Genomic DNA, 13,480 nt, shown 5'->3' on the forward strand with positions numbered 1-13,480 from the left:
CGGCGGATGCCCTTGCGGTCGCCGATCGCCTTCGCGACGGCCTGGCCGAGCGTGATGCCGACATCCTCGACCGTGTGGTGGTCGTCGATATGCGTATCGCCATGCGCTTCAACCTCGAGATCGACCATCCCGCTCTCCAGCGCACCCGACACGCGCCATGCACGGCCGAGGTCGCGCGTGTAGAAGTACGCGGACAACCCGAACGGCGTGTCGTTGGCCGCGGCCACGGCCTCTTCCTCGGTCGCGAAGCGGAAGCAGCCGGCGACGGGGCCGAAGGTTTCCTCTTCGGCGATCAGCATGTCGGCCGTCATGCCGGTCAGCACGGTCGGCTCGTAGAACGTGCCGCCGAGCGCGTGACGCTTGCCGCCGGTGAGTGCGTGGGCGCCCTTCGCGGTGGCGTCGGCCACGTGCCGCTCGACCTTGCCGAGCGCCGCTTCGTTGATCAGCGGCCCCTGGTCGACTTCACCCGTGAGCGCGTTGCCGACGCGCAGCTTGCGCACGGCTTCCGCGAGCTTGCGCGTGAATGCGTCGTACACGCCGTCCTGCACGAGGAAACGGTTCACGCACACGCAGGTCTGGCCCGTGTTGCGGAACTTCGACGCGATCGCGCCTTCGACCGCCGCATCGAGATCGGCATCGTCGAACACGATGAACGGTGCGTTGCCGCCGAGTTCGAGCGACAGCTTCTTCAGCGTGTCGGCCGACTGCTTCGCGAGCAGCTTGCCGACCCGCGTCGAACCCGTGAACGACAGCTTGCGCACGACGGACGAACTCGTCAGCGTCTCACCAATCGCGACCGCGTCGCCCGACACCACGTTGAACACGCCGGCCGGCACGCCCGCGCGCTCGGCGAGCACCGCGAGCGCGAACGCCGATAGCGGCGTCTCCTCGGACGGCTTCAGCACCATCGTGCAGCCGGCCGCGAGCGCGGGGCCGGCCTTGCGCGTGATCATCGCCAGCGGGAAATTCCACGGCGTGATCGCCGCGACGACACCGACCGGCTCGCGCGTGACGACGATCTGCGCGTTCGGCTTCGGGCTCGGGATCACGTCGCCGTACATGCGCTTCGCTTCTTCCGCGAACCATTCGAGAAAGCTCGCCGCATACGCGACTTCGCCACGCGCTTCCGCGAGCGGCTTGCCTTGCTCGCGCGTCAGCAGCTCGGCGAGCGCGTCGCGGTTTTCGAGCATCAGCTCGCCCCAGCGTTTCACGCGGGCGCCGCGTTCCTTTGCGGTCAGCGCGCGCCAGGCGGGAAATGCGTGTGCCGCCGCATCGATCGCGCGTTGCGTGTCGTCGGCGCCGCCTTTCGCGACCTTCGCGATCGTCTCGCCGGTCGCCGGGTTCAGCACCGGATAGGTTGCGTCGCTCGCACCATGCGATTCGTGCCATTCACCGCCGATGTAATGGCCGGTCCTCAGAAATTCGTTCATTGTGTGTCGTTCCTTCAGTGCCTCGGAGCTTCGTGCTTCAGTGCATCAGTGCTTCATTCCGTCGCGAAGCTGCCCTGCGCCGGCCGCGATTCGCGCGCGATGCGCTTGCCGGCCGTGTAGTCGTTGATCAGGTCGCACGGCGTGTAGTTGCGTTCCAGCTCGTGCAGCTCTTCGTCGGTGAGCTGCGTTTCGAGCGCGCCGAGCGCGCTGTCGAACTGCGCGACGGAATCCGCGCCGACCAGCATGCTCGCGATGCCGGGGCGGCTCAGCACCCATGCCTGCGCGATCTGCGCGGGCGGCACGCCGCGGCGCTTCGCGACTTTCGCGACGGATGCCGCGATGGCGAGCGATGACGCATCGCCGTACATCTGCGCGGTGAAGAAGTCGGTCTGGTTGCGCGTCGATTGCGGCTCGCAGGTGAGCAGGCCGCGCGCGAGCGGACTGAACACCGACACGCCGACGCCCTGGTCGATGCAGTACGGCACCATCTCGCGCTCTTCCTCGCGATACGCGAGGTTCAGCTGCAGCTGCATGTTGATCGGCTTGTCCCAGCCGTTTCGTTCGCAGGCCTGCATGATCTTCGCGAACTGCCACGTGTACATCGTCGACACGCCGATATAGCGCGCCTTGCCCGCCCGCACGATGTCGTGCAGCGTGCTCATCGTTTCCTCGACGGGCGTGTTCACGTCGAAGAAGTGCAGCATGAAGATGTCGACGTAATCCATCCCGAGGCGCTTGAGCGACCCGTCGATGCCGTCGAGCACGTGCTTGCGCGAATGGCCGCCCGCGTTCGGATAGCTGCCCATGTCGTAGCCGACCTTGGTCGTCACGACGAGCTCTTCGCGGCGCGCGTTGCGCTTCAGGATGCGGCCGACTACTTCCTCGCCGACGCCCGTCGAATAGAAATCCGCGAGATCGATGAAGTTGACGCCGGCGTCGAGCGCGCGGCGCACGATCGGCTCGCTCTGCGCTTCGTCGAAGATCCAGGGCTTCCATTCGGGGGTGCCCATGTTCATCGTGCCGAGACACAGGCGGGACACCTTCAGGCCGGACTGGCCGAGGCGGACGTATTCCATGTTTCCTCCAGATGCGGCCGTCCGTCGCGCGTCGGCCGCTTGTCGTCGTCAGTTTTTCTTCGGGGTGTAGAACGGGTTCGACACGTCGCGGGCGGCGGCGAACACCGCGTCGCGATGCGGCAGCCCTTCCATTGCCGCGACGATCGCGTTGCGGCACGCGCGGTAGTTGTTCTCGAACACGGCGTCGAGATCGTCGGTCTGCGGGTTCACCCAGTTCGCCGACACGACGACCCAGTCGTTCTCCGCTTCGGGCGGCAGCGTGCCGTTCTCGAGCGCTTCGGCCACGGCCTTCGCGATGCCGGCCTGCGACGCGCCCCACGTGGCGTTGCCGTGGAAATCGCTGGCGATCTGCGCCTTGTTCACGTACAGCGTGAGCGGCTTGGTCGGCACGCCCGGCTGCGCGATCACGACGAACGGCGCATGGCCGGCCGACGGCGTCGCGAGCGCGGTAGCGAACGCCTGGCCCGCCGGGCCGTTGCGCGGGCCGACCAGCACGTTGATGTGCGCGAGGTTGACGCCGGGGCCTTCGAAGCCTTCGCCGATGTAAAGCTGCCTGGGTTGGGATGCGGTCATTGCGGTGTCTCGTCGATGAGGTGGGGGTGAGGCGATTGTGGTGGGCCGTGAGGCGGCCGGTGAATCGATGTTTTCTGATCGGGCCATGAGTTTTCGTCGTCTCCGGGAAAGCCCTGAAGCCGGCCCGCGCATGCCCGCCGGGCGGGCCTCGGCCGTGGTCGTAGCGACGGGCGGGGCGGGATCGGCGGGTGGGCATGCGCGTACCGGCTCCGGGTTTGTCATACCCGGGCAGGGGTTGGAGGGCCGAGCGCATCCGGACAACAATCGGCGTACTCCGAGCCCTATCTTTCGTCTTCCCTTCTTTTTTCGAAAGCGAGTAATTTCGATGGCTGCCATTCAAAAGCCCGATTGGTCGAAGCTCAGTTCGCTGGATCCGGAACTGATCCGGGCATTCGTCGCGGTCGTCGAAAGCGGTGGCTTCACCGCGGCGGCCCGGCAACTGCATCGCACGCAGTCGACGATCAGCCTGCGCATCCGCACGCTCGAGGAGCGGCTCGACACGCACCTGTTCATGCGCAACAGCCGGCGGCTCGAGCTGTCGCGCGACGGCGAGAATTTCCTGATCCATGCGCGCCGGATCATCCAGGTGCAGAACGACGCGATCCTCGCGCTGAAGCAGGCGAGCAGCGACCGCGGCGTCGTGCGCTTCGGGCTGCCCGAGGACTACGCGGAGCTGTGGCTGCCCGACCTGCTGAAGTCGTTCTATGCGATGCGGCCGGGCGCGCGCCTGCACGTGCATTGCCGGATGTCGCTCGAACTGCTCGACCGGCTGCAGGCCGGCGAGCTCGACGTGGCGCTCGTCGTGCGGCACGGGCCCGGCGCGGGCGGGCGCGTGCTCGGCCGGCACGACGTCGTGTGGGCCGCGCACCGTGATTTCGCGCTCGACCGCCATGCGTCGGTGCCGCTCGCGCTGTTCCCGGAAACGTGCTGCTACCGGCAACGCGGGCTGCAGGCGCTCGCGACGGCCGACCGGTCGTTTCACGTCGTCTACACGAGCCAGAGCCCGACCGGCATCAAGATCGCGGTGAACCACGGCGCGGCCGTGACGATGATCGACCGCTGCACGCTGCCCGGGAACTGGCGCGTGCTCGACGAGGCGGACGGCTTTCCGTCGCTGCCGGCGGCCGATCTCGAACTGCATCGCTCGCCGGGCATCTGCGATCCGCTGACCGACGATCTGGTGTCGCTGATCGAATCGATGGTCGACGAGCGGCGGCGCGCGTCGCTCGAGGCGTTTGCCGCGTAACGGGACGAACCGGCGGGCGAACGCGGCGCAGGCGAGGTCGACGCGCGCCGTGGGGCGCGACCACCGCGCACCCATGACGATCGTGCGGTCAGCCGCCGGCCGGTGGCGTGTTGTGTCCCCTATGCCGTTTTTTGCACTGCCGCAGCGTTTTTTTGCACGACGTTTATGTCGTCTCTTCTAAGCTGGGGATGTGTCGAACAGCCGAGACGGCTTCCGTCCGCTCCATGACCTTCATTCATCCCGTTCCCGCCTTCCATGTCGCCGGCCGCCCGTTGCGCGCCGGCACACCCGACAACGTCATTCCGTTCCCGCCGCCGCGCCCGCGCCTGCAGTTGCCCGTCACGCTGACGGCCGACTCCGGCGAGCACGCGCACGCCCGCCTCGCGGCGCTGCTGCATTCCCCGCTCGGCGTGTACGTCGTCAGCGCGCGCGCCGTGCGCGACGTGGTTCACGTGCACTTCGACATCGCGCCGGAAGACCTGGATTTCACGCTGCACATGCTGATCGCGCAGCAGGCCGATGCGATGATCGGGCCGGTCGCGCGCCGCCTGCGCATCGGGCCGAACGCGCGGTGAAGCAGGGAACGGTTATTGCTCGCTCGTGGATGGCTGGTCCGATGCGCCGCCCGATTGCCGATTGCCGGTCGCCGTGCTGTCCGTCGACCGACGGCGGACACGCGCGCGACACCGCGTGCGCGGCGCCGATCCTGAATACGGAGGGGTCATGCACCTCATGGAAGCAGTACCTGTCGCGCGGCCGGAGAGCCGCCGCGTACGGACGGCGTCGTTGCCGTCGGGCCAGCAGCTCGCGCGTCAGCTCGTGACGACGGTGCGCGTGGCCGAAGTGCTGCTGCACCAGGCGATCGTCGTGCCCGACCGGCATCAGTGGTCGGTCGACACCGAACGGGTCGACGCGGCCGGCGGGCCGCTCGCGGCGTGGGAAACCTGCGTGAGCTGGCGGATCGGCAAGACGTTCGCGTCGACGGTCAGCCCGGCCGCGCGCGTCAACGATCGCGACCAGGTCGCGGTCGAGATCCGGCTCTATTTGCCCGAACAGGACTATGTGGCCGGGCGGCGCGTGAGCACCTTCGGCCTCCGCCACGGCAACGCGTTCGGCGCGACGCTGTCGGTCGCGGCGGGCGCGCAGTGGGGCTGGCAACGCAAGGAGCACGTCGCGCCGGAACACCGGCACGTGCGCGGCGACACCCTCGAGGCGCTCGTCGATACGGTCGCCGCGAACGTCAACGCGGCGCTGGGCGCGGCCGGGTTCGGCGCGACGCGCTGATCAGGCTTCGCCGGTCTGCCCGGTCTGCCGCTGCAGGTCTTCCATCAGCTGTTCCGCGAGAAAGTCGCACGGCGGCCGCTTCGATTTGGTGCTGCGCGCGAGGATCAGCTCGAGCGGCGGCAGGTCGGGCAGCCCGTGCGAGCGGCCGAGCATCGACAGCTGCGCGGGAATCGCGCAGCGCGCGAGCGGCGCGACGGCCAGGCCGGCCTCGACCATGCTGAGCAGCCCGAGCAGGCTCGGGCTTTCATAGGAGGTGCGGTACGGCACCTTCGCGCGTTCCAGGCTGCGGATCGCGTTCTCGCGCGCGACGCTGCCCGGCATGAACACCGCGATCGGCAGCGGCCGTTCTTCCCACACGCGCGGCCCGTTCGTCATCGCGGCCCACGCCATCGGCTCGTGGCGGATGAAGTCGCCGGACAGCCCCTTGATGCGCGTGCCGCACACGAGATCGACGGTGCCGTCCTTGATCAGCGGCGCGAGCGCGCTGCTCGGCAGCCCCATCACCTGGATCTCGACCTTCGGGTAGGTCGCCGAGAATTTCTTCAGGACCGACGGCAGCAGCGACGACGCATAGTCGTCCGGCACGCCGATCACGACCTTGCCGGTCACTTCCGGCCGCACCACGGCCGCCCAGGCCTCGTCGCGCAGCGCCAGCATTCGTCTGGCGAATCCCAGCAGCACCTCGCCTTCGCGCGTCAGCACGATGCTGCGCGGCTTGCGCACGAACAGCGGCCGGCCGATCGCGTCTTCCAGGCTCTTGATCTGCATGCTCACGGCCGACTGCGAGCGGTTCACGGCCTCGGCGGCGCGGGTCATGTTGCCGGTTTCCGCGACGGCGACGACGGTGGCCAGCACGTCGTGATCGAGCATCTTCATAGGTATAAGGAAAACTGAACGTAACGATCAGCATTATGCGTTTTTATTGTTGCTGTGTGTCTGCCATAGTGCGATCACGCTGACGTTTCGCCCGAGGGTGGCGCGGCGTTCGGGCCGGCCGAGCCGGCGTGCAGCACTGAACAGGAAAACGTGGTGTCTCGATGATGGACCATCCGTTGCGTGCCGCACTGGCCGCGGAATTGCATGCCCGGCCGTTCCTGCGGCTCGCCGAAGCCGTGTCGCTCACGCATTACGCGATCTACGCGGACGGCCAGCCCGACATCCACGAAACGCTGCTGCACGCGCTGTGCCGCGACACCGGCATCGCCGCGCCGCACGAAGGCGCGACGCACTACGCGGTGCATTCGCCGAGCGGCTGGCACCTGAAGTGGGAACGCCACACCGAATTCTCGACCTTCACGTTCGTCGCGCCACGTCGCGACACCGGCTATTTCGACGATCTCGCGATCGAAGGCATTCCGGCCGCGTGGTTCGCGCGGCTCGCCGGCATCCGCTTCGTCGCGGTGCGCATGGAGCTGCTGTCGGGCGACGCCGCGCGGCTCGTGTGCGGCGACCTGCGCCGCTGGATCGACGGGCCCGCGCTTGTCGGCAGCAACGTGCTCGGCGGCGGCAAGGTGTTTTGCGACTGGCACGTGCGCGACGACGGCTTCATGCGCTTTCTCGTGGTCGACGAGGATTTCCGCGAGGAGCAGGGCGGCCGGCTGCTGCAGCGCCTGTATGAAATCGAAACGTACCGGATGATGGCGCTGCTCGCGTTGCCCGTCGCGCGCCGGATGAGCCGCGAGCTCGACGAGATCCACGCGGCGCTGCACGCGCTGATGCAGCGGATGGACGCGAGCGGCGCGGACGGCGACGACACGGCGCTGCTCGTCAAGCTCACGCATCTCGCGGTGCGGGTCGAATCGCTGTCGGGATCGGGCGCGCGGTTCAGCGCCTCGCGGGCGTACGAAAAGCTCGTGCTGGCACGCATCCACGAGTTGCGCGAGGAGCGCATCGAAGGCATGCCGACGATCGCCGAATTCATGGAGCGCCGCTTCGCGCCGGCGATGGAAACCTGCCGCAGCGTATGGGCGCGCCACGAGCAGATCGCCGCGCGGATCGCGCGGGCGGTCGACCTGTTGCGCACGCGCGTGAACCTTGCCCAGGAAAAGGACGTGACGCGCCTGCTGGCGGGCATGGAGCGCACCGCGCGCAATCAGCTTCACTTGCAGCACGCGGTCGAAGGGCTGTCGGTGGCCGCCATTTCGTACTACGTGCTGTCGCTCGCGACGGCGGCGTTCAAGGCGCTGCACGTGATGAACCTGCCGGTCGATCCCGAGCTGGCGGAAGGCCTGCTGATCGCGCCGGTCGTGTTCGCGGTGATTCACATCACGCGACGCACGCGCGCGCAGCTGGCGCGATCGGAGGCCGCGCATGACGGCGCGCCGGTGCATGGGGCGGCGTTGAAGCAGGCTGGTTAGAATATCTAAAACACAATCAATGAAAGGAATGGAGATGACTTTTTCGCAGACACAAGCGGGCTTTTACAGCGGTTTCGATGCCGCGTTCGACGAACCGGCACCGGGTGAGCCGGGCGCGCCGGACGAGCCGCGCGTGACGTCGTATCAGGCCGTGCTGCAGGAGCCGATGACGTCGCTCGTCGGGAATACGATCGATCGGCCGGACGTCGCGGCGGTGGCGATTCTCGGGTACAACTGACGCGATGGCTTGCCCCGGTCCGGGGCAAAGCCGGCCTTCATTGCCCGGCACGTCTCGAGACGTGCCGGGCGCGATTCACTTTCCTTTTTCTCGTTTCCCCGCCTGCTGCGCCAGCGCCAGTTCGACGAACGCGCGCGCGGCCGCGCTTCGGTACGCCCCCTTGCGCTGCAGCAGCACGGCCGTGCGCCGCAGGACGGCCGGATCGAGCGCGATGGCGACCAGGTCGTCATGGCCGGTCGCGATCGTCGCCGGCAGCAGCGTCGCCAGGTTCGTGCGGCGCACGATCTCGATCACCGCCCCCAGTGAATTCGCTTCCATCAACACGCGCGGCCGCACGTCGTGCTCGCGGAAATAGCGGTCGATCTGCACGCGTGTCGCGAACTCGGCCGTGAGCAGCACGAGCGGCGCGTCGTGCAGCGCGCGCACGCCGGCCTTGCGTTTGCCGGCGAGCGCATGCTCGCGGTTCACGACGAGCGCGAGCGTTTCGACCAGCAGCGTTTGTGCTTCGATATCCGCCGTCTGTACGTCCTCGAACGCGATGCCGACATCGAGCTCGTCGTCGACGAGCAGCGCCTCGATGCGCTCCTGCGACATCTCGCGCACCGACAGCGACACGTCCGGATAGCGGCCGTGAAACGCCTCGACGAGCGGCCCGACGAGATAGCTCGTGAAAGTCGGCGTGACCGCGATCCGCAGCGAGCCGCGGCTCAGGTCCTGCACGTCGTGAATCGCGCGCCGGCCTTCCGCGAGATCGTGCAGCGCCTGCCGCGCATAGCGGAAATACACGTCGCCGGCGTCGGTCAGCCGCGTCACGCGCCCGGTGCGGTCGAACAGCTGCGCGCCGAGCGTTTCCTCGAGCTGGCGGATCTGCTGGGACAGCGCGGGCTGCGACACGTGCAGTGCGGCGGCCGCGCGCGTGAAGCTGCGGTGCTCGGCGACGGCGAGGAAGTAGTGGATATGGCGCAGCAGCATGGCGGTTCCTATAAGTCCTGCTTATCGGGAAGATCATAAATCAGTCTTTTACGTTATTGGAAGTCCGGCGTAACCTGCCCTTCATCGATTCCACCTGCCCCGGAGAACACACGATGAAGGACATCATCGAAGGCTTCCTGAAGTTCCAGCGCGACGCCTATCCGGAGCGCGCCGCACTGTTCCGCGATCTCGCGCGCAGCCAGAACCCACGGGCGCTGTTCATCTCGTGCTCGGACAGCCGGCTCGTGCCCGAACTCGTCACGCAGCGCGAACCGGGCGACCTGTTCGTGATCCGCAATGCCGGCAACATCGTGCCGTCGTACGGCCCCGAGCCGGGCGGCGTATCGGCGTCGGTCGAATACGCGGTGGCCGCGCTGCGCGTGACCGACGTCGTAATCTGCGGCCATTCCGATTGCGGCGCAATGACCGCGATCGCCACCTGCCAGTGCCTGGATCACATGCCGGCCGTCGGCCACTGGCTGCGCTACGCCGATTCGGCGCGCGTCGTGAACGAGGCGCGCCCGCATCGCGGCGAACGCGAGCGGATCGACTCGATGGTGCGCGAGAACGTCGTCGCGCAACTGGCGAACCTGAAGACGCACCCCGCCGTGCGGCTCGCGCTCGAAGAAGGGCGCCTCGCGCTGCACGGCTGGATCTACGACATCGAATCGGGCTGCATCGACGCCTACGACGGCGCGACCGGCCGGTTCGTTTCCCTGGCGGACCACCCCGAGGTCCGCGCCACGCCCGCGACGCTTGCCGTTGCGGCCTGAATCCGGATTGCTCTCACCCCACCACGAGGAATTGCCATGATCCAGTCCCAGCACAGCCAGACCGCCCGCCACGCACTTGCCGAAACCATCGTGCTCGCGAAGGCGCGCAAGAACCTGTCGTTCGAGCAGCTCACCGAAGGCACGGGCCTGAGCGAGGCGTTCGTGACGGCCGCACTGCTCGGCCAGCACGCGCTGCCGGCGCAAGCCGCACGCAGCGTTGCCGACAAGCTCGGCCTCGACGACGATGCGGTGCTGCTGCTGCAGATGATCCCGCTGCGCGGCAGCATCGACGATCGCGTGCCGACCGACCCGACCATTTACCGGTTCTACGAAATGCTGCAGGTGTACGGCACGACGCTGAAGGCGCTGGTCCACGAGAAGTTCGGCGACGGCATCATCAGCGCGATCAATTTCCGGCTCGACGTGAAGAAGGTCGACGATCCCGAAGGCGGTTCGCGCGCGGTGATCACGCTCGACGGCAAGTACCTGCCGACCAAGCCGTTCTGACGCCGACGCGGCGCCGCGGCAGCGGTGCCGCGCAGGTTCCCGCCATTCCGTTTCAACGAGGACGCAGCCATGGATTTTGTGAAACGCACGATCGATCTCGCGATGAAGAACGTGGAAGAGGGTGGCCGCCCGTTCGCGACGGTGATCGTCCGCGACGGCGAGATCGTCGCGGAAAGCCCGAACCTCGTCGCGCAAACCAGCGACCCGACCGCGCACGCCGAGATCCTCGCGGTGCGCGATGCGTGCCGCACGCTCGGCACCGAGCACCTGAGCGACTGCGAGATCTACATTCTCGCGAGCCCGTGCCCGATGTGCCTCGGTTCGCTGTACTACTGCAGCCCGAAGCGCGTGGTCTACATCACGACGCGCGAGGACTACGCGCCGTTCTACCGCGACGACCGCAAGTATTTCGAGCTCGACACGTTCTACGCCGAATATGCGAAGCCGATCGACGAACGCCGGTTGCCGATGGTGCAGCAGAAGCACGGCGATGCGATCAACGTCTACCGGCGCTGGAAGGAACTGAACGCGAAGTGACGTGACCCGCGCGGCGCACCGGCCGCGCGTGGCAGCCGCCCGGCTGCTCGTTTTCCCCACCCTCCGTTTCACCCGGCGGCGCCCATGCCGCCGCGCGCCCGCGCTGCGGCACGGGGCCGGCTCGTGCCCCCGTTTCCCTGCCTCCCCAAACATCGATCCCGTTCAATGTCCGGAACGGAAATCCGCGATCCAAAAGGTTTTTGACGCGTTTAAAAATTCGCACTGGAGACGACAGAAACGTGCGGAAAGCCCGATGAAAACCGATGAAATCTTCATGACAGCTGGCGCGACGCCTCCGGTCGGTCGCCACTGATGGCCGCCGATCGCCGTGCGTTCGCTCACCCCTGTCTCGTTGCACCGTACGTTCCGGACGAGGCGTCGCTCGATTCCTCGCCGCCAGCACCGCGCGACCGCCCGGCCGGTCGTGCCTGACGCCTGAGATTCGCTTATCTGCTTAAAACGGACCATCATGAAACGGGATTCATTCAGTACACCTGACGCGATGCATCGCCCGGCGACGGACATGCTCAAGCCGAACGACGCTTTCGTGCGCATCGAAAACGTCGTGAAGAAATTCGGCGACAGCACCGCCGTCGACAACGTGAACCTGACGATCGCGAAGAACGAGCTGTTCGCGCTGCTCGGCAGCTCGGGCTGCGGCAAGTCGACGTTGCTGCGCATGCTCGCCGGGCTCGAGACGGCCACCTCGGGCAAGATCTTCGTCGACGGCGAGGACCTCGCGTCGCTGCCGCCGTACCGCCGCCCGGTGAACATGATGTTCCAGTCGTACGCGCTGTTCCCGCACATGACGGTCGAATCGAACGTCGCGTTCGGCCTGAAGCAGGAAGGCACGCCAAAGAACGAGATCAAGGAGCGCGTCGCCGACGCGCTCGCGCTCGTGCAGATGAGCAAGTACGCGCAGCGCAAGCCGCATCAGCTCTCCGGCGGCCAGCAGCAGCGTGTTGCGCTTGCCCGTTCGCTGGTCAAGCGCCCGAAGCTGCTCTTGCTCGACGAGCCGATGTCCGCGCTCGACAAGAAGATCCGCCAGAAGACCCAGCTCGAACTCGTGAACATCATCGAGAAGGTCGACGTGACCTGCGTGATGGTCACGCACGACCAGGAAGAGGCGATGACGATGGCCAGCCGCCTCGCGGTGATGAGCGAGGGCAAGATCGTGCAGATCGGCGCGCCGGGCGAGGTGTACGAATTCCCGAACAGCCGCTTCTCGGCCGAATTCATCGGCTCGACCAACCTGTTCGAAGGGCGCGTGGTCGAGGACGAACCCGATCACATCTTCGTCGAAAGCGACGACCTCGAAGCCCGCATGTACGTGAGCCACGGCGTCACGGGCCCGCTCGGCATGCCGGTCGGCATCTCGGTGCGCCCGGAACGCATTCACGTGTCGCGCGAGAAGCCGGGCTCGAAACACAACTGGGCGCGCGGCGTCGTGACCGACATCGCGTACATGGGCAGCTACTCGCTGTACCACGTGCGCTTGCCGAGCGGCAAGACGGTGGTGTCGAACCTGTCGAGCTCGCACCTGATGAACGACAACGCACCGGCGTGGAACGACGACGTGTTCGTGTCGTGGTCGCCGGCGAGCGGCGTCGTGCTGACGCAGTGAGGACGCCACGATGAGAACCTCTGCTTCCACGCCCTCCGCTCCGGTGTCGACCGGTACAACCGCCGCGCCCCAGGCGTACAAGCGCCGCGGCCGCCTTGCCGCGCTGTCGCGCTTCCTGCCGTCGGGCCGCAGCGTCGCGATCGGCGTGCCGTTCGTGTGGCTGGCCGTGTTCTTCGCGCTGCCGTTCGTGCTGGTGCTGAAGATCAGCTTCGCCGACCAGGTGATGGGCATCCCGCCGTACACGTCGCTCGTCGAGATCAAGGACGGCGTCGTGCACTTCGCGCTGCAGCTGTCGCACTACGCGTTCCTGCTGCAGGACGACCTGTACATCGCGACCTACCTCAGCTCGCTGAAGATGGCCGCCGTCTCGACGGTGCTGTGCCTGCTGATCGGTTACCCGATGGCGTACTACATCGCGCGCTCGGAGCCGAACCGCCGCAACGTGCTGATGATGGCCGTGATGCTGCCGTTCTGGACGTCGTTCCTGATCCGCGTGTACGCGTGGATCGGCATCCTGAAGGACGACGGGCTCCTGAACCACACGCTGATCGCGCTGGGCATCATCCACACGCCGCTGCGCCTCTATCACAGCGATGCGGGCGTCTACATCGGGATGGTCTATTCGTACCTGCCGTTCATGGTGATGCCGCTGTACGCGCACCTCGTGAAGATGGACCTCACGCTGCTCGAAGCCGCGTACGACCTCGGCGCCAAGCCGTGGGTCGCGTTCACGCGCATCACGCTGCCGCTGTCGAAGAACGGGATCATCGCCGGCAGCCTGCTGGTGTTCATCCCGGCGGTGGGCGAGTACGTGATTCCGGAGCTGCTCGGCGGCGCCGACACGCTGATGATCGGCCGCGTGA

The 13,480-nt window shown here is 67.1% G+C and carries 16 protein-coding genes; 10 read left to right on the top strand and 6 right to left on the bottom strand.

Features of this window, described 5'->3' with window-relative positions; genetic code table 11:
* From G3N98_RS34455 to fae, 3 genes are all read right to left on the bottom strand, one after another.
* A partial coding sequence (locus G3N98_RS34455; RefSeq protein WP_206150643.1) for an NAD-dependent succinate-semialdehyde dehydrogenase occupies positions 1–1,430 on the bottom strand: 1,430 nt, incomplete at its 3' end.
* A 53-nt stretch (positions 1,431–1,483) separates the two neighbouring features.
* Entirely contained in the window at positions 1,484–2,506 is a 1,023-nt protein-coding gene (locus tag G3N98_RS34460) for an aldo/keto reductase (protein WP_089474012.1), read from the bottom strand.
* Between the two features lie 48 nt (positions 2,507–2,554).
* Entirely contained in the window at positions 2,555–3,079 is a 525-nt protein-coding gene (gene fae, locus G3N98_RS34465; protein ID WP_011356415.1) for a formaldehyde-activating enzyme, read from the bottom strand.
* Between the two features lie 325 nt (positions 3,080–3,404).
* On the opposite strand from fae, the gene G3N98_RS34470 reads away from it, so the two are divergent.
* From G3N98_RS34470 to G3N98_RS34480, 3 genes are all read left to right on the top strand, one after another.
* The gene (locus G3N98_RS34470; RefSeq protein ID WP_089474013.1) at positions 3,405–4,325 is read left to right on the top strand and encodes a LysR family transcriptional regulator; all 921 of its coding nucleotides are present in this window, start codon (positions 3,405–3,407) and stop codon (positions 4,323–4,325) included.
* Between the two features lie 224 nt (positions 4,326–4,549).
* A complete protein-coding gene (locus G3N98_RS34475) occupies positions 4,550–4,900 on the top strand; it encodes a hypothetical protein (RefSeq protein ID WP_206150644.1) in 351 nt (116 codons plus the stop codon).
* A 148-nt stretch (positions 4,901–5,048) separates the two neighbouring features.
* Positions 5,049–5,609, top strand: coding sequence for a hypothetical protein (locus tag G3N98_RS34480; protein WP_089474015.1), 561 nt, complete (start codon positions 5,049–5,051; stop codon positions 5,607–5,609).
* Here the strand turns inward: G3N98_RS34480 and G3N98_RS34485 are convergent, their stop codons facing one another.
* The gene (locus tag G3N98_RS34485; protein WP_089428468.1) at positions 5,610–6,485 is read right to left on the bottom strand and encodes a LysR family transcriptional regulator; all 876 of its coding nucleotides are present in this window, start codon (positions 6,483–6,485) and stop codon (positions 5,610–5,612) included. It lies immediately after the preceding gene.
* 161 nt (positions 6,486–6,646) lie between these two features.
* On the opposite strand from G3N98_RS34485, the gene G3N98_RS34490 reads away from it, so the two are divergent.
* Complete coding sequence (locus tag G3N98_RS34490) at positions 6,647–7,966, top strand: DUF3422 domain-containing protein (protein WP_206150645.1); 1,320 nt, start codon at positions 6,647–6,649, stop codon at positions 7,964–7,966.
* Between the two features lie 34 nt (positions 7,967–8,000).
* The gene (locus tag G3N98_RS34495) at positions 8,001–8,204 is read left to right on the top strand and encodes a hypothetical protein (protein WP_089429190.1); all 204 of its coding nucleotides are present in this window, start codon (positions 8,001–8,003) and stop codon (positions 8,202–8,204) included.
* 75 nt (positions 8,205–8,279) lie between these two features.
* Here G3N98_RS34495 and cynR read toward each other — a convergent pair whose 3' ends face one another.
* On the bottom strand, positions 8,280–9,176 hold the full coding sequence (gene cynR / locus G3N98_RS34500; protein ID WP_175240202.1) for a transcriptional regulator CynR: 897 nt from the start codon (positions 9,174–9,176) through the stop codon (positions 8,280–8,282).
* 113 nt (positions 9,177–9,289) lie between these two features.
* On the opposite strand from cynR, the gene G3N98_RS34505 reads away from it, so the two are divergent.
* From G3N98_RS34505 to G3N98_RS34515, 3 genes are all read left to right on the top strand, one after another.
* On the top strand, positions 9,290–9,949 hold the full coding sequence (locus G3N98_RS34505; protein WP_206150646.1) for a carbonic anhydrase: 660 nt from the start codon (positions 9,290–9,292) through the stop codon (positions 9,947–9,949).
* A gap of 36 nt (positions 9,950–9,985) precedes the next feature.
* Positions 9,986–10,456: a cyanase gene (gene cynS / locus G3N98_RS34510; protein WP_175240200.1), complete on the top strand. Its 471-nt coding sequence runs from the start codon at positions 9,986–9,988 to the stop codon at positions 10,454–10,456.
* Between the two features lie 69 nt (positions 10,457–10,525).
* The gene (locus tag G3N98_RS34515) at positions 10,526–10,993 is read left to right on the top strand and encodes a nucleoside deaminase (RefSeq protein WP_089428463.1); all 468 of its coding nucleotides are present in this window, start codon (positions 10,526–10,528) and stop codon (positions 10,991–10,993) included.
* A gap of 162 nt (positions 10,994–11,155) precedes the next feature.
* Here the strand turns inward: G3N98_RS34515 and G3N98_RS34520 are convergent, their stop codons facing one another.
* A complete protein-coding gene (locus G3N98_RS34520) occupies positions 11,156–11,335 on the bottom strand; it encodes a hypothetical protein (protein ID WP_206150647.1) in 180 nt (59 codons plus the stop codon).
* Between the two features lie 160 nt (positions 11,336–11,495).
* On the opposite strand from G3N98_RS34520, the gene potA reads away from it, so the two are divergent.
* Together potA and G3N98_RS34530 are read left to right on the top strand one after the other, a co-directional pair.
* The gene (potA, locus tag G3N98_RS34525) at positions 11,496–12,617 is read left to right on the top strand and encodes a polyamine ABC transporter ATP-binding protein (protein ID WP_241026217.1); all 1,122 of its coding nucleotides are present in this window, start codon (positions 11,496–11,498) and stop codon (positions 12,615–12,617) included.
* A gap of 10 nt (positions 12,618–12,627) precedes the next feature.
* Positions 12,628–13,480 (top strand): ABC transporter permease subunit (locus G3N98_RS34530; RefSeq protein ID WP_206150649.1); only part of this gene is annotated, 853 nt, incomplete at its 3' end.

This window comes from Burkholderia sp. Tr-20390 (assembly GCF_017104595.1).
Taxonomy (GTDB): domain Bacteria; phylum Pseudomonadota; class Gammaproteobacteria; order Burkholderiales; family Burkholderiaceae; genus Burkholderia.

Coding starts and splice junctions, on each gene's coding strand:
- G3N98_RS34460 (WP_089474012.1), bottom strand. CDS start 2,506: ATGGAATACGTCCGCCTCGGCCAGTCCGGCCTGAAGGTGTCCCGCCTG.
- fae (WP_011356415.1), bottom strand. CDS start 3,079: ATGACCGCATCCCAACCCAGGCAGCTTTACATCGGCGAAGGCTTCGAA.
- G3N98_RS34470 (WP_089474013.1), top strand. CDS start 3,405: ATGGCTGCCATTCAAAAGCCCGATTGGTCGAAGCTCAGTTCGCTGGAT.
- G3N98_RS34475 (WP_206150644.1), top strand. CDS start 4,550: ATGACCTTCATTCATCCCGTTCCCGCCTTCCATGTCGCCGGCCGCCCG.
- G3N98_RS34480 (WP_089474015.1), top strand. CDS start 5,049: ATGCACCTCATGGAAGCAGTACCTGTCGCGCGGCCGGAGAGCCGCCGC.
- G3N98_RS34485 (WP_089428468.1), bottom strand. CDS start 6,485: ATGAAGATGCTCGATCACGACGTGCTGGCCACCGTCGTCGCCGTCGCG.
- G3N98_RS34490 (WP_206150645.1), top strand. CDS start 6,647: ATGATGGACCATCCGTTGCGTGCCGCACTGGCCGCGGAATTGCATGCC.
- G3N98_RS34495 (WP_089429190.1), top strand. CDS start 8,001: ATGACTTTTTCGCAGACACAAGCGGGCTTTTACAGCGGTTTCGATGCC.
- cynR (WP_175240202.1), bottom strand. CDS start 9,176: ATGCTGCTGCGCCATATCCACTACTTCCTCGCCGTCGCCGAGCACCGC.
- G3N98_RS34505 (WP_206150646.1), top strand. CDS start 9,290: ATGAAGGACATCATCGAAGGCTTCCTGAAGTTCCAGCGCGACGCCTAT.
- cynS (WP_175240200.1), top strand. CDS start 9,986: ATGATCCAGTCCCAGCACAGCCAGACCGCCCGCCACGCACTTGCCGAA.
- G3N98_RS34515 (WP_089428463.1), top strand. CDS start 10,526: ATGGATTTTGTGAAACGCACGATCGATCTCGCGATGAAGAACGTGGAA.
- potA (WP_241026217.1), top strand. CDS start 11,496: ATGCATCGCCCGGCGACGGACATGCTCAAGCCGAACGACGCTTTCGTG.